At 61.2% G+C, this 23,768-nt stretch carries 21 protein-coding genes and 1 riboswitch; of the genes, 11 read left to right on the top strand and 10 right to left on the bottom strand.

Annotated elements, in window-relative coordinates; all coding sequences use genetic code 11:
• Position 1: 1 nt before the first annotated feature.
• The 4 genes from HX898_RS22845 to HX898_RS22830 all read right to left on the bottom strand — a co-directional run bounded on the left by HX898_RS22845 (position 2) and on the right by HX898_RS22830 (position 3,019).
• A complete protein-coding gene (locus HX898_RS22845) occupies positions 2-793 on the bottom strand; it encodes an amino acid ABC transporter ATP-binding protein (protein WP_138334657.1) in 792 nt (263 codons plus the stop codon).
• Positions 790-1,458 carry an amino acid ABC transporter permease gene (locus HX898_RS22840; RefSeq protein ID WP_180195822.1) on the bottom strand — a complete coding sequence of 223 codons (669 nt, stop codon included), beginning with the start codon at positions 1,456-1,458 and terminating at the stop codon, positions 790-792. The genes HX898_RS22845 and HX898_RS22840 overlap by 4 nt, the downstream gene beginning before the upstream one ends.
• Positions 1,455-2,096: an amino acid ABC transporter permease gene (locus HX898_RS22835; RefSeq protein ID WP_062944045.1), complete on the bottom strand. Its 642-nt coding sequence runs from the start codon at positions 2,094-2,096 to the stop codon at positions 1,455-1,457. Before HX898_RS22835 ends, HX898_RS22840 begins: the two co-directional genes overlap by 4 nt.
• 95 nt (positions 2,097-2,191) lie before the next feature.
• On the bottom strand, positions 2,192-3,019 hold the full coding sequence (locus tag HX898_RS22830; protein ID WP_168290779.1) for a transporter substrate-binding domain-containing protein: 828 nt from the start codon (positions 3,017-3,019) through the stop codon (positions 2,192-2,194).
• Between the two features lie 227 nt (positions 3,020-3,246).
• Here HX898_RS22830 and hutC point away from each other — a divergent pair, with 227 nt between their 5' ends.
• The 4 genes from hutC (at position 3,247) to HX898_RS22810 (ending at position 6,928) form a co-directional block, all read left to right on the top strand.
• Positions 3,247-3,954, top strand: coding sequence for a histidine utilization repressor (gene hutC / locus HX898_RS22825; protein ID WP_180195821.1), 708 nt, complete (start codon positions 3,247-3,249; stop codon positions 3,952-3,954).
• 30 nt (positions 3,955-3,984) lie between these two features.
• Positions 3,985-4,923, top strand: a complete 939-nt coding sequence (locus HX898_RS22820) for a LysR family transcriptional regulator (RefSeq protein ID WP_171600074.1) — start codon at positions 3,985-3,987, stop codon at positions 4,921-4,923.
• A gap of 113 nt (positions 4,924-5,036) precedes the next feature.
• Positions 5,037-6,392, top strand: a complete 1,356-nt coding sequence (locus tag HX898_RS22815; protein ID WP_180195820.1) for an LLM class flavin-dependent oxidoreductase — start codon at positions 5,037-5,039, stop codon at positions 6,390-6,392.
• Complete coding sequence (locus HX898_RS22810) at positions 6,389-6,928, top strand: flavin reductase family protein (RefSeq protein ID WP_180195819.1); 540 nt, start codon at positions 6,389-6,391, stop codon at positions 6,926-6,928. The genes HX898_RS22815 and HX898_RS22810 overlap by 4 nt, the downstream gene beginning before the upstream one ends.
• On the opposite strand, the gene HX898_RS22805 is transcribed toward HX898_RS22810, so the two are convergent.
• Positions 6,905-8,068 carry an aminotransferase gene (locus tag HX898_RS22805; protein ID WP_180195818.1) on the bottom strand — a complete coding sequence of 388 codons (1,164 nt, stop codon included), beginning with the start codon at positions 8,066-8,068 and terminating at the stop codon, positions 6,905-6,907. The two genes, HX898_RS22810 and HX898_RS22805, sit on opposite strands and share 24 nt — an antisense overlap.
• 95 nt (positions 8,069-8,163) lie before the next feature.
• Here HX898_RS22805 and speB point away from each other — a divergent pair, with 95 nt between their 5' ends.
• Positions 8,164-9,219: an agmatinase gene (gene speB / locus HX898_RS22800; protein ID WP_180195817.1), complete on the top strand. Its 1,056-nt coding sequence runs from the start codon at positions 8,164-8,166 to the stop codon at positions 9,217-9,219.
• 79 nt (positions 9,220-9,298) lie between these two features.
• Here the strand turns inward: speB and HX898_RS22795 are convergent, their stop codons facing one another.
• Positions 9,299-9,883, bottom strand: coding sequence for a cysteine hydrolase (locus HX898_RS22795; RefSeq protein ID WP_171600069.1), 585 nt, complete (start codon positions 9,881-9,883; stop codon positions 9,299-9,301).
• An 80-nt stretch (positions 9,884-9,963) separates the two neighbouring features.
• Complete coding sequence (locus HX898_RS22790) at positions 9,964-12,357, bottom strand: EAL domain-containing protein (RefSeq protein ID WP_171600068.1); 2,394 nt, start codon at positions 12,355-12,357, stop codon at positions 9,964-9,966.
• 105 nt (positions 12,358-12,462) lie between these two features.
• Between HX898_RS22790 and HX898_RS22785 the strand changes: the two genes are divergently transcribed.
• Entirely contained in the window at positions 12,463-13,266 is an 804-nt protein-coding gene (locus tag HX898_RS22785; RefSeq protein ID WP_180195816.1) for a transporter substrate-binding domain-containing protein, read from the top strand.
• 131 nt (positions 13,267-13,397) lie between these two features.
• Here the strand turns inward: HX898_RS22785 and fdhA are convergent, their stop codons facing one another.
• Both fdhA and HX898_RS22775 read right to left on the bottom strand, forming a co-directional pair.
• The gene (gene fdhA / locus HX898_RS22780) at positions 13,398-14,588 is read right to left on the bottom strand and encodes a formaldehyde dehydrogenase, glutathione-independent (protein ID WP_180195815.1); all 1,191 of its coding nucleotides are present in this window, start codon (positions 14,586-14,588) and stop codon (positions 13,398-13,400) included.
• A gap of 218 nt (positions 14,589-14,806) precedes the next feature.
• Positions 14,807-15,007, bottom strand: a riboswitch (cobalamin riboswitch).
• 161 nt (positions 15,008-15,168) lie between these two features.
• Positions 15,169-16,074 (bottom strand): DMT family transporter, encoded by a 906-nt coding sequence (locus HX898_RS22775; protein ID WP_180195814.1) that lies wholly within the window; start codon positions 16,072-16,074, stop codon positions 15,169-15,171.
• A gap of 113 nt (positions 16,075-16,187) precedes the next feature.
• On the opposite strand from HX898_RS22775, the gene HX898_RS22770 reads away from it, so the two are divergent.
• Entirely contained in the window at positions 16,188-17,063 is an 876-nt protein-coding gene (locus HX898_RS22770; RefSeq protein ID WP_138334671.1) for a LysR substrate-binding domain-containing protein, read from the top strand.
• Here HX898_RS22770 and HX898_RS22765 read toward each other — a convergent pair.
• Complete coding sequence (locus HX898_RS22765; RefSeq protein WP_138334672.1) at positions 17,038-18,036, bottom strand: GlxA family transcriptional regulator; 999 nt, start codon at positions 18,034-18,036, stop codon at positions 17,038-17,040. The two genes, HX898_RS22770 and HX898_RS22765, sit on opposite strands and share 26 nt — an antisense overlap.
• A 100-nt stretch (positions 18,037-18,136) precedes the next feature.
• Here HX898_RS22765 and HX898_RS22760 point away from each other — a divergent pair, with 100 nt between their 5' ends.
• The 4 genes from HX898_RS22760 to HX898_RS22745 are packed head-to-tail and all read left to right on the top strand — an operon-like array spanning position 18,137 to position 23,767.
• Entirely contained in the window at positions 18,137-19,039 is a 903-nt protein-coding gene (locus HX898_RS22760) for a 3-keto-5-aminohexanoate cleavage protein (RefSeq protein WP_180195813.1), read from the top strand.
• A 7-nt stretch (positions 19,040-19,046) separates the two neighbouring features.
• Positions 19,047-20,537, top strand: coding sequence for a carnitine 3-dehydrogenase (locus tag HX898_RS22755; RefSeq protein WP_138334674.1), 1,491 nt, complete (start codon positions 19,047-19,049; stop codon positions 20,535-20,537).
• A gap of 10 nt (positions 20,538-20,547) precedes the next feature.
• Complete coding sequence (locus HX898_RS22750; RefSeq protein WP_138334675.1) at positions 20,548-21,708, top strand: acyl-CoA dehydrogenase family protein; 1,161 nt, start codon at positions 20,548-20,550, stop codon at positions 21,706-21,708.
• Positions 21,709-21,712: 4 nt separating this feature from the next.
• Positions 21,713-23,767, top strand: coding sequence for an acetate--CoA ligase family protein (locus HX898_RS22745; RefSeq protein WP_138390115.1), 2,055 nt, complete (start codon positions 21,713-21,715; stop codon positions 23,765-23,767).
• Position 23,768 lies beyond the last annotated feature (1 nt).

Here is a 23,768-nt window from a genome sequence, read left to right as displayed (position 1 = left end):
TTCACAGCAGCATCGAGGCTCCACGATCGATATAGGTATCCAGAAATTGCTCGAGCCGGGGGTTTCTCGGTCGTTTGAAGACGTCCTGCGGCGGGCCGGTGAACAGCACCTTGCCGTGATCGAGAAAGACGATCTGCTGGCCGACCGTTGCGGCAAATCCGATCTCGTGGGAGACGACGACCATCGTCATGCCCTCGGCGGCGAGATCGCGCATGACGTTCAGCACTTCGCCGGTTAGCTCAGGATCGAGTGACGAAGTCGGCTCGTCAAAGAGCATGATCTTCGGGTTGAGAGCAAGCGCCCGGGCGATGGCAACGCGCTGCTGCTGCCCTCCCGAGAGCTGCGACGGATAGTGCCCTGCCCTGCCCTCGAGGCCGACCTTGACGAGCTGGGCCATTGCCCGCTCCTCGGCATCCCTACGGCTCATCTTGTGAACGGTCTTCAGCGCTTCGCTGACATTGCCGAGCGCCGTCATATGCGGCCAGAGATTGAACTGCTGAAAAACCATGCCGATCTGCGATCGAATTTGCCGGTTCACTGCGGCCGGCACTCGCTCACGGATGCCCTTGGCGTTTTCCGCAAAGCCAAGCACCTCGCCGTTGACGGTGATCGTCCCCTTGGTCGATTCCTCGAGAAAGGCCATGCAGCGCAGTAGCGTACTTTTGCCGGAACCCGACGGGCCGATGACGCAGGAAACCTGCCCCTGAACGATATCGAGGTCGATGCCGTGCAGCACGGTGGAGCCGCCGAAGGTCTTGACGAGATTTTTGACTGCGATCGCAGGAACGCTCATATGTTGAAAAACCTGAATCTGGTGAGTTTCGTTTCGGCGAGATGACCGAGCCAACCGGTGATTTCGACCAAGGCCCAGTAGAACAGCGCGAGCACGAAGAGCGCTTCGACGAAAGCATATTGCTGCGAGCCGATGGCGCTCAGCGTCGCCGTCAATTCCGGCACGGTAATGATGGACAGCACGGCCGTCTCCTTCATCAGGATGATCGTCATGTTGACCGAAGGCGGCAAGACCAGCATGGTCATCTCCGGCAGCAATATGCGTCGGATGATCTGCCCTTGTGTCAGGCCAACGCATATCCCGGCCTCGATATGTCCCTTTGGGACGGCGGCAAAGCCCGAGCGGAATATCTCACTGAAATAAGCCGCGCCGTAGATGGAAAGGCCGACGACGCCTGCCGGGATCGGATCGAGTGATAATCCGACGAATGGCCCGCCGTAGTAGACGAGGAATATCTGAATCAGGAACGGCGTGCCGCGGAGCACCGCGATGACAAGGCCGAACGCCTTGTCCAGCATGACGCCGCCAAAACGTCTGGCGACGGCGACAAGGAAGCCGAGCACGGCAGCGGCCGGGGTGGTGATGATCCAGATGACGATGGTGACCCATGCACCGCTGAGGATTTCCGGCAAGTTGCTGAAGATCACATTGATGTCGAAGGTCATCGCGGCACTCCTGGCAGGGAGCGTTCGATCAGGCCGCCCGCAAGGGCAACGATCCAATTGATGACGAGATAGATCAGCCCGGCGGAAGCGAAAATCTCGAGCGGCAGGAAGGTGCTGCCGGCAAGGTCCTGGGCCATGCGCGTCAACTCGATGACCCCGACGACCGAGACCAGCGAAGACGCCTTCAGGATAAGGATCGCTTCGTTGACGAGCGCCGGAAAGGTCAGGCGCAGGGCGATCGGCGCCTTGATACGGCGGAAGATCTGAACGGGTGTCATGCCGACCATTTCGGCAGACTCGACAAGGCCTGCGGGAACGCTGGAAAAACCGCCGCGCAGATTTTCAGCCTGATAGGCTGCCGTACACAGCGAAAGACCAATGATGGCCGCAACGATGCTCGGCACGTTGATGCCGATCGCCGGCAGCAGGTTATAGATCAGCAGCAGTTGCACCAGCAGCGGCACGCCGCGAAAGAAGCTGATGAAAATCCGCGCCTGCAGCGCGAGGAGCCGTTGCCGCGACAGCAGCATGGCGGAAACGACGATGGCGATCGCAAAGCCGATCAGGATAGAAACCACGCTGATCGTCACCGTGTAGATCGCGGCTTGCAGAAGCAGTTCGAAAAGCTTGATGGACATGGGCGGTGTTTGCCTGGGCGCTGCGGCCGTGAACTCTGCCACGGCAGATTGCGCCCCGACCGATGGCGGGGCGCGTTCGTTTCACCGGCAGCTAATCAGAATGCCGGGTCCTTGACAGCATCAGGCGTATCAAAAGATGCACCGAACCACTTCTTCTGCAGCTCAGCCATACGTCCATCTGCCTTGATCTTGAGCATCGCGGCATCGATCGCATCCATCAGCGGGGCGTGATCGGCATCCTTGAGACCGATGAAGCCGAAATAGGACTTCTTGCCGAATGGCGGCAGGACGACTTCGAACGTGCCCTTTCGCTGGCTGGCGACGAAAGCGATATTCGGCAGCGAGTTGGCAACGCCGGCAATGCGCCCGGCTGCGAGATCGGCGTAGGATTCGGTAAAGGCCGGATATTCGCGCACGTCGACCTTGGTCGGCAGCGTGTCGGAGAATTCCTTCAGCTGGTCGAGCTGAGCAGTTGCCTTGCCGACGCCGATCTTCTTGCCGGCAATATCTTCCGGCTTGCTGATCGTCGTATCGCCGGCCTTCTTCAGGATCGCAATCGTCGCTTCGGCGATCGGCGGCGTGAAGCGATAGCGCTCCAAGCGCTTCTTGGTGATCGTTGCAGGGCCTGCGACGACATCGAATTTGCCGGCCTCGAGCGCCGGGAAGACGCCATCCCAGGGAAGGGCTACCCACTCGATCTTGACGCCGAGCTCCTTACCAATCTCGGCAAAGAGGTCGACGTTCAAGCCGGTGTGTTCACCGGCATCGATATAGTCGAACGGTGCGAAAGCCGTTTCGGTGCCAACCTTGAGGGTGCCGGCTGCCTTGACGGCTGCCAGCGTGTCGGCTGCATGGGCGGAAACCGCTGCTCCGAACAGGAACGCAGCGCCGACCAGACCCTTCAGCAGTGAATGTGCCTTCATGATCATCTCTCCAGTTTTTATTCCCCCGGCGGAGGAGTTTTGGTTCCCGACTTCGATTTCCTCTGCGCGGACTTCTGTGCTCCGCTTTTGACTATACAAATAGATATAGGCTGGCCTAGAGTGTCAATGTAAAAGACGAGGAACGCAAAATTTGTGCCGGATGGCGTCGGTCTCGCTGGCATGACCGTTGCGGATTCATGGTCGTTGACGCCGGATGAGGTACGGGCTTGGTGTCGATTTATCAGCGCATTTTCACGGATATCGAGACGAAGATCATCAGCGGCGCCTGGCGGCCCGGCGACCGCATTCCCGTCGAGCACGAGCTGGTGGCCGAATATCGGTGTTCGCGCATGACGGTCAGCAAGGCGCTGTCGGCGCTGGCCGAACGCGGCATGATCGTCAGGCGGCGCAAGACCGGTTCGTTTGTCGCATCGCCCCAGATCGACCGCACGGTGATGGATATTCAAGATATCAGCACCGAAGCGGAACTGGCCGGGCACGAACACCGCTTCGAAATCCTCGCCCGCAAGATCGAGCGCCTTGGAGAGGCGGAGGCGCAGCAGCTGTCGGAACCGGCCGACGCAGAGGTCCTCAGGCTTCAATGCCTGCATATCGTCGACGGCAGACCGAATGCCATCGAGCGGCGGATCATTATGCTCGATGCTGTGCCACGGGCGAGAGAGGAGAGCTTTGCTTCAATTCCGCCCGGCAAATGGCTGCTTGAGCAGGTGCCCTGGTCCAAAGCCAAACATGTCATTCGTGCCGTCTCGGCCGATACCGTGACGGCCCGAATCCTGCAGACGGAGAGGGGCGAGGCCTGCCTTAGCCTCATCCGCCAGACCTGGCAGAACGGCCGCACGGTGACATATGTCGAGTTTACCCATCCAGGCGACCGGTTCCAGTTTGCGGGGACGTTTCATCCGGCAGCAAATTGAGTTCGACGCCAATCACGAGAGGCTCCGCAAGTGACCGATGAGCGCTTCAAGACGATCCCGCTGAAGGGCTTGCAGGCCTTCGAGGCGGTGGGGCGCTGCGGCGGCGTGACGGCCGCGGCACTGGAACTCAACGTTTCGCCGGGAGCAATCAGCCAGCAGGTTCACAAAATCGAAAGCTTCCTTGGCGTTTCGCTTCTCGAGCGTAGCGGACGAACCGTCGAGCTGACTGCCTGGGGCCGGCTCTACCACCAGGAGATATCGAAGGGATTTGAGCAATTCGCGCTCGCCGGGCAATTGCTGGAAAAGGCGCGCAATGAGACAGCATTGGTTCTCAGTGCGCTTTCCTCTGTCGTCAACAAATGGATCGGCAGGCGCATCTTCGACTGGCAGGCGCTTCATCCCGACGTGCAGGTGAGGATCATCGGACGCGACAGAGAGCCCCGCATCGGCTTCGACGATATCGATTTCCGCGTGAGCTACGGGTCGGACGTGCTGCAGCACGAACATTATACCGAACTGTTTCGCGATTGGGTGGTGCCTGCCTGTTCGCCGGCGCTGATGCAGGATCGCGCGCATGCGGTTCGCGATCTCTTCGAACAGCCCCTCCTCCATGTCGAGTGGGAACGGCACTTCACCCCCTACCCCAGCTGGGCGGAGTTTGCCGCCAAGGCCGGTGTCTCCTTCGACGCGTCAACGCCAGGCCTTTCCTTCACCCTGTCGAGCAGTGCTATTGACGCGGCCGTTAACAAGCGCGGCGTCGTGCTCGCACAAATGTCGATGATATCGGATGAGCTCGAGGCGCAAACGCTCGTCATTCCCGTCGACCTGCGCATTGCACTGCGCGAAAGCTATTTTCTCGCCTGGGATCGGGCGGCCTTGCAGAAGCCCCACGGGCGCGAATTCCGCGATTGGCTCGTCGCTATATCCCGTCAGCAGGCCCTGGCGTCCGCGCCTAAGCCGATACTTTAGAAAAACTAAAACGGAACCTAGCTGCGCGATATTGATGAAAATTTGCGCCTGGCGATAATTTGCGCAGTCGCCCTCCACCGTTGGCGGCGTGGCTGACATAGCAGGAGAGCTCGATGGCGCGAACTGACAAGATGAAACTCGGGACTTTCGTCTATACGTTCGGCTTTCATCCTGCCTCCTGGCTGCATCCGGCAAGCGACGTCAACGGCGCCAACGACTTCGCTCATCTGCTCGATGTTGCCAAACGATCCGAGGCGGCCAAATTCGATTTCATGTTCATGGCGGATTCTCCTGCCGCTGCCATCGGCGATCCGAAAGCGCTTGCCCGCATCCCGACCAAGATGAACCGCTTCGAACCCCTCTCGCTGCTTTCGGCTCTCGCGGTCACCACCAACGATCTCGGTCTCGTGGCGACGGTCTCGACGAGTTATTACGAGCCATACAATGTCGCGCGCCTGTTCGCCTCGATCGACCATCTGAGCAACGGCCGCGTCTGCTGGAACGTCGTCACGTCAGACCACGACGAAACCGGCTACAACTTCAATCGCGAGGGGCTCGACCCGCATGCGCTGCGTTACGAACGCGGCAACGAATTCGTCGATGTCGTGTTCGGCCTCTGGGACAGCTTCGAGGAAGGCGCACTACTTCTCGACCGTGAAAACGGCGTCTACTATGACAAGGACAAGCACCACACGCTCAATCACAAAGGCAAACACTTCCAGGTTCGCGGGCCGCTCAACATCGCGCGGACGCCCCAGGGCCGGCCTGTCATCGCCCAGGCGGGCGGTTCGGAACCCGGAATGGACATGGCGGCACGCACGGCGGAGATCGTCTTCAGCCTCGCATCGAATATCGACCGGAACCGGGCCTTTTACGAAAACGTCAAGCGGCGGATGCCGGCCCATGGGCGCGATCCGGACGACCTGAAAATCATGCCGGGCATCGTGATCAACGTCGGTGAAACCGAAGCCGAGGCAAAGGCGAAGGTGGATTATCTGATCGACAAGATGCATCCGGATGTCGGCCGGTTGATGCTTTCCGAATTCCTCGAGGCGGACCTGCGCGACGTCGCACTAGACAAGCCTTTCCCCATGGATCGGCTGCCGGCGGCGCCCAAGGGATCACGCGCCCTGTTCGACGAGCTGGTCGATTTCGTCAGAAGCGGCCGCACCGTCGGCGAGCTGATCCGGCACTATGCCGAGAAGCATACCGGAAATGGCATGACGGGCACGCCGGCCCAGATTGCCGACTTCATGGAGGAATGGTTCGAGACGCGCGCCGCCGACGGCTTCATCCTGATGTTCCCCACCTTGCCGTTCAGTCTCGACGACTTCGTGCGGCTTGTCCTGCCCGAGCTTCGGCGCCGCGGTCTGTTCCGCGAGGAATACGAGGGCAAGACCTTGCGCGAAAACCTGGGTCTTTCAATGCCGGTAAACCGCTTTGCCAAAACGAAAGAACCAGCCCGATGAGTGCCGAGGCTTTGATCAGCGAAGCGGACTTCAAGCTTTCGATGCGTCATCTGGCGGGTGCCGTCAGCGTGATTACGGTCGGCGATGGGCAACACCGCACCGGCTTCACGGCGACGTCGGTCTCCTCGCTTTCGGCGGAGTTGCCTTCCGTCATCGTCAGCGTCAACCGAGCGTCTTCCTCATGGCCGGCGCTGCAGCGGTACGGCTGCTTCTGCGTCAACGTGCTCGCCGCCGACCAGCAACAGGTGGCGCAATCCTTTGCCGGTCTTGACGGACGAAAGGGCGCCGAACGCTACGGCAATGCGGGGTGGTATCGCCTCAAGACCGGCGCGGCCGCCCTTGAAAATGCCCTGACGGTCCTAGACTGCAAGCTCGAAACCGCATTCTACTACAATTCCCATGCCATTTTGGTCGGACATATCTGCGCGATTGAAATCCGGCAGGGCATAGGTCCGCTGCTCTACTGGCGCGGCGGCTATCATGAACTTCCGGCGGAGGTTGATCAAAACGGTCTAGCAAAGGCGCTCGGACAATAGCCCAATCGAGGCGACATCAGCATTGGCAAAGGCAAGTCTGAGGTAGCGCTCCTGTCCTTCCCCGAAATAGGCGCCGGGTAGGCAAACGATGCCGGATTCCCTGGCGAGTTTTTCGGCAACGTCGGAAGACGATCGATCAGCGTGAGGATGGCGGACAAAGGCGAAATAGGCGCCGATCGCTGCGATCTCCCAATCCGGCAGCCCGGAAAAGACCAACCTCAAAGCGTCCGCCCGGCGAGCAATCTCCAGCTGATTGCCGGCCCGCCAATCGGCGAGCGCCGGGATCGCCGATGCAACGGCGACCTGCGCCGCACGCGGTGCGCAGATCTGCATATTGTCCATCACCTTGGCGATCTCGGCGATGAGTTTAGGCCCTGCCGTGATTGCACCCAGCCTGTGACCGGGAATGCAGAAGGATTTCGAGAAGCTGTAGAGAAGAACGAGCGTGTCTTCCCAGCCCGGCTCTGAGAGGAGTGCGTGCGGCCGTCCGTAATCCTCGCCGAGGAAATCGCGATAGGTTTCATCGAGGATCAGCCAGGCGCCATATTTCCGGCAGAGCACAAAAAGCTCATGCAGCAGGCTCGGCGGATACACGGCCCCGGTGGGATTGTTGGGTGTGACGACGGCAAGCATCCTCGCGCCGGCGGCAAGGGCAGCCTCGGCTGAACCCGGATCGGGAAGAAAGTCGCCGGCGGGGTCGCAATCGACCAACCGGCGCCCGATCCCCAGCATCGACAGCGTCGTGTCGTGATTGAAATAGAAGGGATTGGTGAGCGCGACCGTATCGCCGGCGCCCGCAAGCGCGATCGCTGCACACATGAAGGCCTGATTGCAGCCGGCGGTAATGTGGATATTGCCGGCGGAAAGGTCGGCGCCGTAAAGCTCGGCAACGTGAGCCGCGTAGATCTTGCGCAACAGAGGTTCGCCCTCGATCGGCCCGTATCCCGTCATCGCCTGTTGTCCGGCCGCCTCGGCAAGAAGCCGAAGCATCTCCGGATGCGCGGGATAGCCGGGAACGGCTTGCGAGAGGTCGATGAGCGGTCCTTTTTCTCCTTTATATTCGCGGCTCCAGGCGACGACGGAAGGAATGGGGGGAGCAGAGAGGCGGGCAACGAGGGTATTGGGTTTTGCAGCGATCATGTCGATTTCTCTTTGATACCGATTGCTACAACGATACCAATTGCTTTCTCAACCTCTTTGTCTGGCGAGACGGACCTGAAGCGGAGACACGGCGCATGGTGTGGGACAAAACGCGGCTCGAACAGCTGCGCGCAGAATTTGCAGACGCCAATGGCGGCGAGATATTCGATGAGAAGTTTCGGAAAGTGGCGGAGAAGATCATCTCCAAGAGCGGCACGAGACTGGCGCCCTATGCCGGAGTGCCGACATTCCTCAGCGCACCCTACATGCAGGTCGCAGCCGATGATCCGGACTTCGGCAATCTCCAGGTTGCGATTACCGGGATCCCCATGGATCTTGGCGTCACCAATCGTCCAGGCTCGCGTTTCGGACCGAGAGCACTTCGCGCCATCGAAAGGATCGGCCCCTACAATCACGTTCTCGCCACGGCGCCGGTCTTCGATCTTCGGGTCGCCGATATCGGCGATATCCAGTTCCAAAGCCGTTACCGGCTGGAACTCAGCCATGACGATATCGAAAAGCGCATCGGCCAGATCGTCGATGCCGGCGTTGCCCCGCTTTCCGTCGGAGGCGATCATTCCATCAGCCACCCGATTTTGAAGGCCATCGGTCGGCAGCAACCGGTCGGCCTCATTCATATTGATGCCCATTGCGATACGAGCGGCGCTTTCGATCAGACGAAGTTTCATCACGGCGGGCCGTTCCGTAATGCGGTGCTGGATGGCGTGCTCGATCCGACACGGACGATCCAGATTGGCATCCGTGGTTCGGCGGAATATTTGTGGGAATTCTCCTATGCCTCGGGAATGACCGTGATCCACGCAGAGGACATCAGCGGAATGGGGATTCCTGCCGTCATTACCAAGGCAAAATCCATCGTCGGCGACGGCCCGACCTATCTTTCCTTCGATGTCGACAGCCTCGATCCGAGCTTTGCGCCCGGCACGGGCACGCCCGAGGTCGGTGGATTGACCACGCGTGAAGTCCTTGAACTGATACGCGGGCTGAAAGGGATAAACCTGGTCGGTGGTGATGTCGTCGAAGTTGCCCCGCAATATGACGCAACGACCAACACGGCGCACGCCGCTGCACAGGTGCTCTTTGAGATTCTGAGCCTCATGGTGTTTAGTCCATCGATCGGCAAACGCTAAGGCCGACCTCTCGGTCATCTCCATGTCATTCGTGGCGATGAGCAGTATTGCTGCGAAGGCTGCATCGCCACACCAGGCTCTAACCAACGCCCCTCAAAAATTCCTCGGTTTCCATGAGTTCGAGCTGCACGGAAAACCGATCGTGCAGAAGTTCCAGTGACGCGTCATGCGTATCGTCGGCGCCGCTGCACACGGCGTCTCTTAGGACGATGACACGATAGGCGAGATCGATCGCGCCGAGCGTCGTGGCAAGCACGCAGACATCCGTTTCACCGCCCGTTATCACAAGCGTATCGACCCGCTCCGACTGAAGGATCGGATGAAGGCGGCCGTCGATCCAAGGGGAATAGGTGCGTTTGTCGAAATGCCTTGCCGGCGGAACCAGCGATGCCAGCGATGAAGAGAGATCGATGAGGCCGCGCGGCAGATGTTCGCCCGTCATCATCCACCATTTCCGGTAATAATCCCGCCATTTCCCCGGCATGTCATCCGCACGCTCGGGTGGCAGGAAGCGGGTAAAGATCGTTCGGGACGGATGCCGCCCGGCCAGCTCTTCGATCTGGGGAGAGATCCGTGCCATCCAGGGAACGTGCCACGGCGTGTCTTCGGCAAACATCCGCTGCATGTCGACGCAAAGGTGCCGCCACTCCCCAACCTCGCCCATCAGATCCTCCATCCGGTCTTCGGGCGTCAACCGCGACGCGGGGCGAAAGTTCCTCTAACCTACGGAAGATCCGAAGCCTCTCACGCGACGGCGCCTCGGGCGGTCGTGAGTAACCCAGTGGCACTCTCAACTTTCCGGAAACTGTCAAGGTCGCCAAGAGGAACGGGTTTGGAGAAGAAGTAGCCTTGGAGGTCGGTGCAGCCGAGGGCGGCCAGAAAGTCGCGTTGATATTCGGTTTCGACCCCTTCAGCCGTCGTCGAGATACCGAGGTTGCGGCTGAGCGCGACGATGGCACCGATGATTGCCGCCCCGTTGGCTTTGGTGCCGAGCTGTGAGACGAACGAACGATCGATCTTGATGCGGTCGATATCGAAGCGCACCAGATGGCTGAGGCATGAAAAGCCGGTTCCGAAATCATCCAGCGAAACCTGAACACCCCGGCTGCGCAGCGACTTCAGCACCGTATAAACGTCCGAGTTGTCTTCGATGAGCGAGGACTCGGTGAGCTCGAGCTCAAGCCGGGACGGCTGCAGGCCGCTCTCCTCAAGCACGGCGAAGACTTCCTCGGCGAAATTTGGTCTTCTCAACTGGGCGGGAGACACATTGACCGCAACGAATGTGTCTTCCGGCCATTTGCAGGCGGCTCTGCAGGCTTCGCGCAAGACCCAGAAACCGAGAGCGTCGATGAGGCCGCCCTCCTCGGCGACAGGGATGAAGCTGGCAGGCGTCAAGAGCCCGCGCTGGCTGTGACGCCAGCGCACCAAGGCCTCCGCGCCCGACGCCGCGTATCCTGCCTCAGCGCGATGCACCGTTTGGTAATAGACCTCGAGCGATCCGAAGTCCGGCCTGTTCACAATCGGATCGGATTGCGGACCGTCGGCGGATGAGGCCGTGTCTTTGGCCAGAACTTCCCGCAATTCGTTCTTGAGAATGTCGCGCGCATTTCTGCCGCCATCCATGGACGGTGAATAGAGACGCCACTGGCCCCTGCCCCCCATCTTTGCCTCGTACAGCGCGACGTCGGCGTAGCGCATGATGTCATCGGCATTCCGCCCGGCATCCGGCACGACTGTCACGCCGATCGAGCCGCCGACGCGCGCGACCGCCTCGCCCCTCAAAAGCGGGAAGGGTTTGCCGAGTTCGGCAACGATCGCTTCGCATATTGCCGGCAAAACATGGTCATGATCTTTGATGTCCCGGAGAAGCAGGGCGAATTCGTCCCCTCCGAGCCGGGCAAGCGTGTCGCCCGGACGAAGCTGGGAGCGGATCCGCTCCGCAGCCATCCTGATGAGTTCATCGCCGGCGGCATGGCCGAACGTGTCGTTCACCGCTTTGAAGCGGTCGAGGTCGAGAAGCGCGACTGCCGAGCGTTCTGTCGAATTCTGCGTCTCGGCAAGGCACTCGTCGAACCTCATCGCGAACAAAGCGCGGTTGGGAAGATCGGTCAGCACATCATGCAAGGCAAGCTGCCTTGCATGCAGCTCGCTTCTCTTCAGCTCGCCGAGACTGCTTCGCAGGCGCACCAGCAAGACCGAGAACAGGATCGCGATCACCAAGGCGGCAATCGAAAGCGCCGGCATCAATCGGCCGATCACCCTCGAACCTGGAAGATCGGGCCGCCATACGATGAAGCCGATCGGTTCGCCGTTTGCCGTGGCGTCGATCTGGAACGCAACCTCGTTTTCGTCTGCATCGGCCGTGCGCGCGAAGCGCGCGCCGTTGAGGCCCTGCTCCCGGCTCAATTCGTCCAGCGCCGCACCATCGATAAAGCGCACGACGATCAAGAATTGCCGCATCGGCTGCTGCTGTCCCCCGCCAGTCTCGTTAATGGCGACGACGCCCACGATGGTCGGCCGGCCCTCCAACCGCATCAGATTGGCCAGAGCACGGTTGGAACGCGCGGCGTTGGCAAGGCGGGCTTCCATTGAGGATGGCGTTCGTTCGTTCAAAGCCGTGCTTCGCCTGACGCCAAAGCGGGCATCCTTAAGGAGAGGCAAAAAGAGAGGCTTCATCCAGCGGTACCGCTTCTCCGTTTGGGCGTCCGCCAGCATGAGCAGTTGAGCCTTTTCGTCGACGACAAAGGCCTGATCGTAGCCGAACGCAGACATCGCCGTCTGGCTGATCGCACTCCCGGCTGCCGCCGTCAAAACGGCATCGAGGCTGGAGGAGCCTTCGGTCGGCAGGGCGGCAGGATAGACACGTGCGAGGTAACCATTGCCGAACTGGCCGATAACATGCGCGACTTGATCGACCTGTTCGCGCAGGCGGGCATTCACAAGCTGGCGCTGTCGATCAAGGGCTGCAGCGTCGCTCTCGGTTCCTGCCCAGAGCGCCGAAAGCACGACAAGTCCGATCGCTCCAAGCCCGCTAACGGCAATAAGAAACAGAATTCTTCCCGAAGCGATCCAGGATTGCTGAAACGTGTTGGAGCTGGAAGGAAGAACGATGTGCAAGCGTAGACCCCTGAACACCACGACGCGGGCGCATTCGTCGACGCTAACAAAGAAGCGTTCACGTAGAATTAAAAGCTGTGAGCCACTATGGCGCGAGATCGACTATGCCCTAAGGAGCTCCCGACGATGTTGCGCATATCCATTCAGACTATAGTGCGCGGAGCGCTGATGGCGGGCGGGATCGGTATCTTTTTGGCGGCCTCGCCGCTCGAGGTGGCTGCGCAAGATCGCACGCCGATGAGAATTGCCGTCGAAGGTGCGTTTCCGCCCTTCAACTATCTCGATGCAAATAACAAGCTTCAGGGCTTCGACATCGATATTGCCAATGCTCTCTGCGAGGTTGGCAAGTTCGAATGCCAATTTATCATCGAGAAGTGGGACGACATCATCCCCGATCTCGTTGCCGACAAATACGACGCGATCATCTCATCCATGTCGATGAGCCTCGAGCGGCGTCAAAAGGTTGCCTTCACTGAAAAATACTACAACAGCCCGTCGGTGTTCATCGCCCGGAAGGATTCGTCAATCAGCGATGTCAGCCCCGCCGCCCTCAGCGACAAAATTCTTGGGGTGACATCGTCGACGGCGCAGGAATCCTATGCCAACCATCTCTATCCAGAAATGAAAAGGACGGTTTTTCGGTCTTCGCCGGAATTGTACAAGGGCCTGGCAGATGGGAGCGTCGACATTATCCTCGAGGATAAACTCGCCATCTACGACTGGATTGCCAACACCAAGGCAGGAAGCTGCTGCGAGTTCAAAGGGCCGGATCTGGTCGACGTCACATATTTCGGTGAGGGTGCCGGTATCGCGCTGCGCCTGGATGACAAGGAGCGTCTGACGCGCCTGAACGAAGCGCTGAAGAGCATCAAGGCGGACGGAACCTACGATATGATCAACGCAAAATATTTCCCGTTCAGCATCCAGTAGTTCGCCGGTCAATTTTCGAGAATACGGGATGGCCGGGTTTTCGCCCGGCCATCCCTATCAAGTCCTGTCTTACGCAATCCCGGACGCAAAACTGCTGCGCACTTTTGCTGGAATTGCTCTAGGTCGCATCGCTATGCGGCTTTCGCCACGTCTCCGTGCGGATCGAGGACATATTTCGTCGCCGCTCCCTGGTCGAAGCTTTCATATCCATTGGCGGCATCGTCGAGCGGGATGACTTTGGCGTTGACGATATCGGCAATTGGCAGTCGGTCGTGGAGGATCGCCTGCATGAGTTGACGATTGTATTTGATCACCGGAGTCTGGCCGGTGTGGAAGGACTGTGCCTTGGCCCATCCGAGGCCGAAGCGGAGCGAAAGATTGCCGTGTTTGGCGGCGTTGTCGACGGCGCCCGGATCCTCGGTGACATAGAGGCCGGGAATGCCGATCGAACCCGCGGCTCGGGTAATCTCCATCATCTGATTGAGCACGATCGCCGGCTGTTCCCCGCCCGAGTGGCCGCGTGCCTCGAAGCCGACCGCATCAATGGCGCTGTCCACCTCGTTGGTGCCGACGACCTGCGCGATCATGTCGCCAAGACGGTCGCTCTTCGACAGGTCGATCGGTTCGAAACCGACCTTTGCCGCATGCGCCAGACGGTCCTTGTTGAAATCGCCGATCATCACGACAGCAGCGCCGAGAATGCGAGCCGAAGCCGCAGCCGCAAGGCCGACCGGGCCGGCGCCGGCGACATAGACGGTCGAGCCGACCCCAACGCCCGCACGCACCGCGCCATGGAAGCCGGTGGGCAGAATGTCGGAGAGCATGGTGAGATCGCGGATCTTCGCCATCGCCTTGTCCCGATCCGGGATTTTCAGCAGGTTGAAATCGGCATAGGGAATGGTGACGTAACGCGCCTGTCCGCCGATCCAGCCGCCCATGTCGACATAGCCGTAAGCGCCGCCGGCGCGGGCCGGGTTTACTGTCAGGCAGACGCCGGTATCCTGGGACTTGCAGCAGCGGCAACGGCCGCAGGCGACATTGAACGGCACCGAGACGATATCGCCGATGTCGAGCATCTCGACGTCGATGCCTTTCTCGATGATCTCGCCGGTGATTTCATGACCGAGGACCAGGCCCGGCATCGCCGTCGTGCGGCCGCGGACCATGTGCTGATCGGAGCCGCAGATATTGGTCGATATCACCTTCAGGATGACGCCGTGTTCGATGCGGCGGCCGTCGGGCGCTTCCAGCTTCGGATCGTCGATGTCGCGCACTTCGACCTTGCCAGGACGGAGATAGACGACGCCTCTATTTTTGCTCATGGATTCCTCCCACTTGTTTGAATGCCTCGCTGCAACCGATGCAGTCGATGGCAACCTTCCCTCCGGCCTGCCTCCTCTGCAGCCCGGTGTCCACAACACGAGGATACCGCCGCATCGGGCGATATTCGGATTTTCAAAACAGACAGATTGGATGGAGAAGAGGATGAACGCCACGGTTTTCGCCTGTGGTTTCGCTCGTGACCGTCTGTCCGCAATCCGTCGATTTGCTGTGCAAGAGCTGGTTTCCGGCTCCAGAATCTCCTTTCGATCCGTCTCGATATCTTTCCGGATGCCTATCCGGCGATTTCCTTGAGGATTTCAGTTCTTCTACCGCTGCGGGGCAGCGCCGGCGTCAGGCCGGCGTCCCAATGGTCCATTTCGCCAGTTTGCGAGATAGCGCCTTGAACACCACCAAGAAACCATGCCTGACGGAAAACAGCGATCAAGAAAACGACATGGGCGCAACCCAAAGACGACAGTCGGCAAAGTCGCAATAGCGCTGCGCAGCGGAAATAATTGATCCCGCGAATACGGCGGTTTTCCGGATCGTCCCGGAAGATTTGATCGCCGCCCAAAGGCTTTAGGCGCGATGCGGTCGCCGGCTGCGGCTGACGTCGATGGCCGTGTGCCAGAACACGGCGCCGAGGATGATCGCGCCGCCGAAAAAGGTGGCGATGGGGGGCTGCTCGGAAAACAGCAGCCAGACCCAGAAGGGCGTGAGCACGATTTCCATCGTGCCGATCAGCGCCGCTTCAGCCGGCGGCATGCGCTTTGCCCCGGCAAGGAAGAGCACCAGCGCCAGGGAGAAATTGGTCGCGCCGAATGCGGCAAGAACGACCCAGTTGTGCAGATCGAGCGAGCCGGGCGAACTGAACGGGGCAAAGATGGCAAGCGTCAGGAAGGCGCTGACGACGGTCGGCGGCAGGCTCGGCACGCCGGGATTGATGCGCGGAATGATGATGACGAGTGCAAAGGACGCGGTCATGCCGAGCGCCAGCAGATCGCCCACACCAGTCCCGCCGCCGATCGACGAGGCGACGATGACCGCGACGCCGAGGAGCGAGATGCCGCCGGCAATCAGCGTCCGCCTGGAGACCCTCTCCCTGAGGATGAGCCAGCCGAGCAACGCTGCGATGAAAGGCGCGGTCGCATAGATCATCGTCACATTGGCGACGGTGGTCATGTAGAGCGCCCCGATGAAGCATACCTGACTGAAGGTCTGGCATGCGATCATGGCAAGACCTGACGGATGGAAGACGGAACGCCACTGTTGCCGCGAGATGCCCCCTTCGAGGAAAAGGCAGGGGATCAGCAGGAACAGGCCTCCGAACAACGATCGCCAGGCAATCGCCGTCCACACATCGGTCGTCAGGAGTCGCGAATAGACGCCGCTCGCGCTCCAGGCAAGTGTCGCGGCAACGATGAGAAGCACACCCTTCTCGTGCTCGCTGCCTGCGAGGCGTCTGGCCGGATTTTCAATGGTCACGCAGATATTCTCAAAGAAGGAAGTCGAACGCCGCTCTTTTCTGCCCCAGGAATTGACATCAGACAAACGAATAGTAGAGATGGCTACCATCGATTTTTTCTATGGCTATTTTCATGCACGAGCCGATTGAGAGTGACCTGCTGAGAACCTTCCTGGTCGTTGCCGAGACGTCCAACTTCTCGGCGGCTGCCCAACGCATCGGGCGGACGCAGTCGGCCGTCAGCAGCCAGATCAAGCGGCTCGAAGAGACGATCGGCGAAACCCTGTTCGATCGGGGCGCCCGCGGCGTGCTGCTCACGCGCCCGGGCCTGCAACTCGTACCCTATGCCCGCCGGATCATCGATCTGTTGAGCGAGGCCGCCGCGACGATCCGCAGCAAGCCGCTGGACGGACCGGTGCGCATCGGAATTCCCGAGGAATACAGCCAGACGGTGCTGCCGGCAGCCCTTGCGGCTTTCGCTGTACGCCACCCGGCCGTCGAGGTCACCGTGTCCTGCGACTACACAGTCCGCAACCTCGCCGCCCTCGAGCGGGATGAGCTCGATCTGGCCGTCGTTTTCGACTGGAGCGATGAGACGAAAGGCGAGGTCATCTGCATTGATCCCACAGTCTGGGTCACATCGATGGTCCACCGGCTGCACGACATCGATCCCCTGCCGATTGCGACCTATCGCAACTCCACCTGGTCACGCGATTTTGCGCTCCGGTCGCTGGAGCAAATCGGCCGCAACTATCGGATCGCCTTCATCGCCGATACCGGCTCGGGGCTGAAGAATGCCGTCACCGCAGGCCTTGCCGTCACCACGCTTTCCCGCAGCAGCATTCCGCCCGGCTGCCGGGAACTCACCGCTGAAGACGGTTTCCCGCCGGTTGATTCCTCCAAAGTCGTGCTCCGCCGGAGCACTTACCGTTCCAGCGAGGCCGTTCGGGAACTTGCCGAAATGATACGGGACGCGTTCCAGCCTATGCCCGCATCTCCGATGGCGTGACGCGGCGGCGCAGGCGACGCCGGGTTTCGGACGGGCTCTCGGAAAAACTCGCCCTGTAGCTTCTCGCAAAGGCGGAGGCCGAATTGAAGCCGGTCGCCGCTGCGATGTCGGCGAAAGAGGCTGTCGTCTCGATCACCTTGCGGCGCGCCGCGTTCAGGCGCAGCGCGAGATAGTGCACATGCGGCGGCGCGCCGATGCTCTGCTGGAAGAGATCCTGCAGATGCCGGGCGCTGATGCCTACCCTGCGGGCCAGCCGCGTGAGAATCAGAGGCTGCTCGATATGCTCCTCCATCAGCCGCACCGCCTGCGCCACGCGGGGATCGTGCATGCGCAGACCAGCCGAGGCTGCGGAAAGCTGCTCATCGGCATGGAAGGAAGGCTGCTCGTAACGGAACAGCCGGCTGACCTCGAGCGCCAGCGAATAACCCTGCCGTTGCCTGATCACCTCCAGCATCAGGTCGACGGTCGGAAGCGAACCTGAGGTCGTCAGCCGCTTGCCGTCGATGACGAAACGATCCTTGACGGCCCGCACCTCAGGATAGGCCAACGCAAAATCCTCGTAGTCCTCCCAGTGGACGGTCGCCGGCAGCCCGTCGAGCAGGCTGGCTTCGGCCAGCAGCCATGTGCCGGACTCGATGCCGGCAATCACCGTGCGATAGCGGGCGGCCTGGGAGAGCTGCATCTTGAGCGCCGGCGTAGCACTTCGGCGCCAGTTGTAGCTGGCAAGCACGAACAGCGGCGTATCCTCGGTCGTCGCCTTGAAAGCGCCTTGCGCGGGCACGGCAATATTGCTGGTGGTCGGGACCGGTGCTCCGTCCGGGGTGAGCAGCCGCCAACGATAGAGCTCACTGCCGGAAATGCGATTGGCGCCGCGCAGCGGCTCGATGACCGAGGCGATCAGGATCAGGTTCGCGTCCGGTAGGACGAGAAGGTCGATATCGAGCCGTTCCGTCGATCGCTGCAGCAAGGCCATCTCCCTCGGGTTCCGATAATGTATCGATTGCTTCCGAAATTGCAACGCATTGCCATCCATCCTGTCGCGTAATGCGGACAAGACGAGGGAGAACAAAAACATGCCTCTTGCAATGAACCGCGATGTTTTCATCACCTGTGCCGTCACCGGCGCCGGCGACACGGTTTCCAGATCCAGCCACGTGCCGATCACTCCCAAGCAGATCGCCGAATCCGCCATCGACGCGGCAAAGGCCGGTGCGGCGGTCGTTCACTGCCATGTCCGCGATCCGGAAACGGGTGCCGCCAGCCGGCGCAACGATCTCTACAGGGAAGTCACCGACCGCATCCGCTCGGCCGATGTCGATGTCGTCCTCAATCTCACTGCCGGCATGGGCGGGGACCTGATCTTCGGGGATGTCGAAAGCCCCCTTCCCCTCAATCCTAAGGGCACGGATATGGCGGGCGCCACCGAGCGCGTCAGCCATGTCGCCGAATGCCTGCCTGAGATCTGCACGCTCGACTGCGGCACGATGAATTTCAACCTCGGCGACTACGTCATGACCAACACGCCGGCCATGCTGCGGGCGATGGCGAAGAAGATGACCGATCTCGGTGTGCGCCCCGAGATCGAGGCCTTCGACACCGGCCATCTCTGGTTTGCCAAGCAGCTTGCCGAGGAAGGCCTGATCGAAGACCCGGTGCTGATCCAGCTCTGCATGGGTATTCCATGGGGCGCGCCCGACGATCTCAACACCTTCATGGCGATGGTCAACAACGTGCCTCAGAGCTGGACCTTCTCAGCCTTTTCGATCGGCCGCAACGCCATGGCCTATCCGGCGGCGGCTGTTCTGGCTGGTGGCAACGTGCGCGTCGGCCTGGAGGACAACCTTTTTGTCGGCAAGGGCCAGCTCGCCACCAATGCGCAGCTCGTCGAAAAGGCCGTGCAGGTGGTCGAGGGCATGGGTGCCCGGATCATCGGTCCGGAAGACGTTCGCAAGAAACTCAAACTGACGAAGCGCTGAGGACGGCATGACAGGGATCAACAAGGCGGCTTGTATCGGCGGCGGCGTCATCGGCGGCGGATGGATCGCGCGTTTTCTGCTGGCCGGCGTCGACGTGAACGTGTTCGATCCGCATCCGGAAGCAAGCCGCATCGTCGGCGAAGTGCTCGCCAACGCCGAAAAAGCCTATGCCATGCTGACCGGCGCACCCCTGCCGCCGCGCGGCAGGCTGACCTTCTGCACGACGCTCGCGGAAGCCGCCGCCGGCGCCGACTGGATTCAGGAAAGCGTGCCGGAAAGGCTCGACCTCAAGCGCGGCGTCCTGAATGAGATCGATGCCGTGGCGCGACCGGACGCCCTGATCGGCTCTTCCACATCAGGCCTGCTGCCGACCGATTTGCAGCGCGACATGAAGCATCCCGAGCGCCTCTTCGTCGCCCATCCCTATAATCCCGTCTATCTCTTGCCGCTCGTCGAAATCGTCGGCGGCGAGAAGACCTCGGCGGCGACCATCAAGGCTGCCATGGAGCGACTGCCGCCGATCGGCATGAAGGGCGTCCACATCGCAAAGGAGATCGAGGCCTTCGTCGGCGACCGGCTGCTCGAAGCGCTCTGGCGCGAGGCCCTGTGGCTGATCCACGACGACATCTGCACCGTCGAGACCCTCGATGACGTCATCCGCTACTCTTTCGGCCTGCGCTGGGCGCAGATGGGCCTGTTCCAGACCTATCGCATCGCCGGCGGCGAGGCCGGAATGCGCCACTTCCTCGCCCAGTTCGGCCCCTGCCTGGCCTGGCCCTGGACCAAGCTTACCGATGTCGTCGATCTCGACGATCCGCTGATCGAAAAGATCGGCCAGCAATCCGACGAACAGGCGGCCGGCCGCTCGATCCGTGAACTCGAACGCATCCGCGACGAAAACCTCGTCGGCATCCTGCAGGCCCTCAAGGGCGGCGATGGCGGCAAGGGCTGGGGCGCGGGCAAACTGCTGAAAGACTTCGAGCAATCGCTGTGGGCAGGAGGCGGCGGGACGATTAAGTCTTTCGATCCGTCGAAGCCGCTGAGGCTCGTCGAGACGAAAGTCAGCCCAGCCTGGGTCGATTATAACGGCCATATGACCGAACACCGCTACCTCCAGGTTTTCGGCGATACGTCAGATGCGCTGCTGCGTCTCATCGGCGTCGATCTCGCCTATGTCGAGGCGGGGCAGAGCTACTATACGGTGGAGACCCATATCCGCCATCTCGGCGAGGCAAAGCTCGGACAGGCGATCCATTCGACCTGCCAGATCCTGTCCGTCGACGAGAAGCGGCTGCACGTCTTCCACACGCTTCACGATACGGCGACGGGCGAGGCACTTGCCACCGCCGAGCACATGTTGCTGCATGTCGACAGCAAGGCGGGCAAAGCCGCGCCGGCGCCAGCTGGCGTCCTCGACAAGGCGAAGGCGATCGCCAGAGCCCATGCGGAGTTGGCAGCGCCTGAAGGCGCCAGCCGTCACGTCGGCCAGAAACGGTAGGAGGATCGGCATGGATTTTGGTCTCAGCGAAGAACAGGAAATGATCGTCAACACGGTCCGTGCCTTCGTGGAAACCGAGATCTATCCCCATGAGAACGAGGTCGAGCGCAGCGGTATCGTCCCACCGGAGCTTGGAGACGAGATTCGGCGCAAATGCATCGATCTCGGCTTCTATGCCTGCAATTTCCCGGAAGACGTCGGCGGCGCCGGCCTCGACCATGTCACCTTCACACTGGTCGAGCGGGAACTCGGACGCGGCTCCCTGGGGCTGACCGTTTTCTTCGGCCGGCCCTCCGGCATCCTCATGGCCTGCGAGGGCGAGCAGCGCGAGCGCTATCTCCTGCCTGCGGTGCGCGGCGAGAAGATCGATGCGCTTGCGATCACTGAGCCGGACGCCGGTTCTGATATGCGCGGCATGAAATGCGCCGCCCGCCGCGACGGTGGCGACTTCGTCCTCAACGGCACGAAACATTTCATCTCCCATGCCGATGTCGCCGATTTCGTCATCGTCTTTGCTGCGACGGGCGAGGAGGAAACGCCGAAGGGCATCAAGAAGAAGATCACCGCCTTCCTGGTGGATCGCGGCACGCCGGGCTTCGAAATCCTCAAAGGTTACGATTCCGTTTCGCATCGTGGCTACCATAACTCAACGCTCAGCTTCGACGATTGCCGCATTCCCGAAGCCCAAGTGCTGGGCGAGGTGCATCGCGGCTTCGATATCGCCAACCAATGGCTCTACGGCACGAGATTGACGGTTGCCGCCACCTGCGTCGGCCGGGCACGGCGTGTCTTCGACCTGGCCCTGCCCTACGCCGCCGAGCGCAAGCAGTTCGGCAAGCCGATCGGCGCCAATCAGGGCGTGTCGTTCAAGCTCGCCGACATGATCACCGAGATCGACGCAGCCGACTGGCTGACGCTGGCCGCCGCCTGGCAGGTCGATGCCGGCCGCCCCGCAGACCGGCAGATCGCTTCGGCCAAGCTCTATGCCTCGGAAATGCTCGCCCGCGTCACGGATGAGGCGATCCAGATCTTCGGCGGCATGGGACTGATGGACGATCTGCCGCTCGCCCGCTTCTGGCGCGATGCGCGCGTTGAGCGCATCTGGGACGGCACCTCCGAAATCCAGCGGCATATTATCAGCCGCGACTTGCTTCGACCCCTGGGAGCGTGAGCCGATGACGCCTCGCCCGCTCGACCGCCTGCTCAGACCGCAAACGATCGCCGTCTTCGGCGGTCGCGAGGCGCGCAGGGTGATCGAGCAATGCGACCGCATGGGCTTTGCCGGTGAGATCTGGCCTGTCCATCCCAAACTCGACGAGGTGCTCGGGCGGTCCTGCTATCGCTCTGTATCCGATCTGCCTTCGGCGCCGGACGCAGCCTTCGTTGGCGTCAACAGGACGCTGACCGTCGAAATCGTCCGCAGCCTTTCTGAGGCCGGTGCCGGCGGGGCAGTCTGTTATGCATCGGGTTTCAGCGAGGCGACGGGTGAACTCGGCGACGGCGCCGAGCTGCAGCAGGCCCTGCTGGACGCAGCCGGCGACATGCCGATCCTCGGGCCGAATTGCTACGGGCTGATCAACGGTCTCGACGGTGCGCTGCTGTGGCCCGATCAGCATGGCATGCAGCGCATCGAACGTGGCGTCGCAATCCTCACGCAATCCTCGAATATCGCCATCAACCTGACAATGCAGACCCGAGGCGTGCCGATCGCCTATGTGGTCACTGCCGGCAATCAGGCCCAGACATCGCTTGCCGATGTCGCCTGCGCGCTGATCGACGACCCGCGCGTCACGGCGGTCGGCCTTCATGTCGAAGGTTTCGGTGATCTCTCGGCACTCGAACGCCTGGCCGCCATGGCCCGGCGGTCGAGGAAGCCGGTGGTCGTGTTGAAGGTCGGCAGGTCCGAGCAGGCAAAACGCGCGGCGGTGTCGCATACCGCCTCGCTTGCCGGCAGCGATGCCATCGCCGACGCTGTGCTCGCCCGCCTCGGCCTTGGCCGTGTGCAAACCTTGCCGGCGCTGCTCGAAACCCTGAAACTCCTGCATGTCGCCGGCCCGCTCGCAAGCCATTCCATCTCGTCGATGAGCTGTTCCGGTGGCGAAGCCTCGCTGATGGCGGATGCCGCCGTCGGTCGCAACGTGGAATTCCCGGCGCTGCAGCCGCTACAATTGCCACGGCTGCGGCGGGTCCTCGGCGAGATGGTGACGCTTTCCAATCCGCTCGATTACCACACCTTCGTGTGGGGGGATCTCGCACGCCAGACCGAAGCCTTCAGCGCCATGTTCGAGGGCGGCTATGCCCTCAATCTCGTCGTGCTCGACTTCCCCCGCGATGACCGCTGCGATGCGTCCGAATGGGCAATGACGGCAGACGCGGTCATGACGGCCGCTGCCGCAACCGGTGCGCTGGCCGGCCTTCTGGCGACACTTCCGGAAAACATGCCGGAGCCCATCGCCGATCGGCTGATGGCAAACGGCATCATTGCCTTCTGCGGCATCGACGAAACCATCACGGCTGCGGAAGTCGCCGCCGGCATCGGCCAGGCCTGGGATGGCCCACCTCCCCTGCCGCTGCTCGATGTGTCCCCTATGGACGGCGAGATCGAGACGCTGACGGAGGCCGATGCGAAGGCCGAGCTTGCCGCCTTCGGCCTTCCTGTTCCGCAAGGGCTGTTGGCCTCTTCTCCCGGTCAAGCGGCCGAGCAGGCCGAACGGCTCGGTTTTCCCGTCGTACTGAAAGCGCTCGGCATTGCCCACAAGACCGAGGCAGGGGCCGTCGCACTCAACCTAGAGGATACTAAGGCAGTATCGAATGCGGCGGCGGCAATGCCGCCGAATGCCGGTTATCTGGTCGAGAAAATGATCGATCCGCCGGTTGCCGAGCTCATTGTCGGCGCCATCCGCGACCCTGTCTTCGGATTGTCGCTCACGCTTGGAGCGGGCGGAATCTTCGTTGAATTGCTTGAAGATTCCGTCATCCTGCCGCTTCCGGCGACGAAAACCGATATTCACGCGGCAATTTCACGTCTCAAACTTGCAAAATTGATCTATGGCTATCGCGGGCGGCCAAAAGGCGATCTCGAAGCCGCTGTTGGTGCTGTCTCAGCAACGGCAGATTATGTCGTAAAGAACGCGGCATCCCTGGAGGAACTGGACATTAATCCATTGATGGTTCTTCCCGAAGGGCGTGGCGTGGCCGTAGTCGATGCTTTGATACGGCGGAGGAGGTAGC

This window comes from Rhizobium sp. WYCCWR 11128 (assembly GCF_013416305.1).
In the GTDB taxonomy this organism is placed as follows: Bacteria; Pseudomonadota; Alphaproteobacteria; order Rhizobiales; family Rhizobiaceae; genus Rhizobium; species Rhizobium indicum.
Note: the sequence above shows the minus strand (reverse complement) of the source record. Positions and strands in the feature narration are given on the sequence as shown.

Coding starts and splice junctions, on each gene's coding strand:
- HX898_RS22755 (WP_138334674.1), top strand. CDS start 19,047: ATGACAGGGATCAACAAGGCGGCTTGTATCGGCGGCGGCGTCATCGGC.
- HX898_RS22760 (WP_180195813.1), top strand. CDS start 18,137: ATGCCTCTTGCAATGAACCGCGATGTTTTCATCACCTGTGCCGTCACC.
- HX898_RS22745 (WP_138390115.1), top strand. CDS start 21,713: ATGACGCCTCGCCCGCTCGACCGCCTGCTCAGACCGCAAACGATCGCC.
- HX898_RS22840 (WP_180195822.1), bottom strand. CDS start 1,458: ATGACCTTCGACATCAATGTGATCTTCAGCAACTTGCCGGAAATCCTC.
- HX898_RS22830 (WP_168290779.1), bottom strand. CDS start 3,019: ATGAAGGCACATTCACTGCTGAAGGGTCTGGTCGGCGCTGCGTTCCTG.
- HX898_RS22750 (WP_138334675.1), top strand. CDS start 20,548: ATGGATTTTGGTCTCAGCGAAGAACAGGAAATGATCGTCAACACGGTC.
- HX898_RS22795 (WP_171600069.1), bottom strand. CDS start 9,883: ATGGGCGAGGTTGGGGAGTGGCGGCACCTTTGCGTCGACATGCAGCGG.
- speB (WP_180195817.1), top strand. CDS start 8,164: ATGGTGTGGGACAAAACGCGGCTCGAACAGCTGCGCGCAGAATTTGCA.
- HX898_RS22785 (WP_180195816.1), top strand. CDS start 12,463: ATGTTGCGCATATCCATTCAGACTATAGTGCGCGGAGCGCTGATGGCG.
- fdhA (WP_180195815.1), bottom strand. CDS start 14,588: ATGAGCAAAAATAGAGGCGTCGTCTATCTCCGTCCTGGCAAGGTCGAA.
- HX898_RS22835 (WP_062944045.1), bottom strand. CDS start 2,096: ATGTCCATCAAGCTTTTCGAACTGCTTCTGCAAGCCGCGATCTACACG.
- HX898_RS22810 (WP_180195819.1), top strand. CDS start 6,389: ATGAGTGCCGAGGCTTTGATCAGCGAAGCGGACTTCAAGCTTTCGATG.
- HX898_RS22805 (WP_180195818.1), bottom strand. CDS start 8,068: ATGATCGCTGCAAAACCCAATACCCTCGTTGCCCGCCTCTCTGCTCCC.
- HX898_RS22765 (WP_138334672.1), bottom strand. CDS start 18,036: ATGGCCTTGCTGCAGCGATCGACGGAACGGCTCGATATCGACCTTCTC.
- HX898_RS22815 (WP_180195820.1), top strand. CDS start 5,037: ATGGCGCGAACTGACAAGATGAAACTCGGGACTTTCGTCTATACGTTC.
- HX898_RS22845 (WP_138334657.1), bottom strand. CDS start 793: ATGAGCGTTCCTGCGATCGCAGTCAAAAATCTCGTCAAGACCTTCGGC.
- HX898_RS22770 (WP_138334671.1), top strand. CDS start 16,188: ATGCACGAGCCGATTGAGAGTGACCTGCTGAGAACCTTCCTGGTCGTT.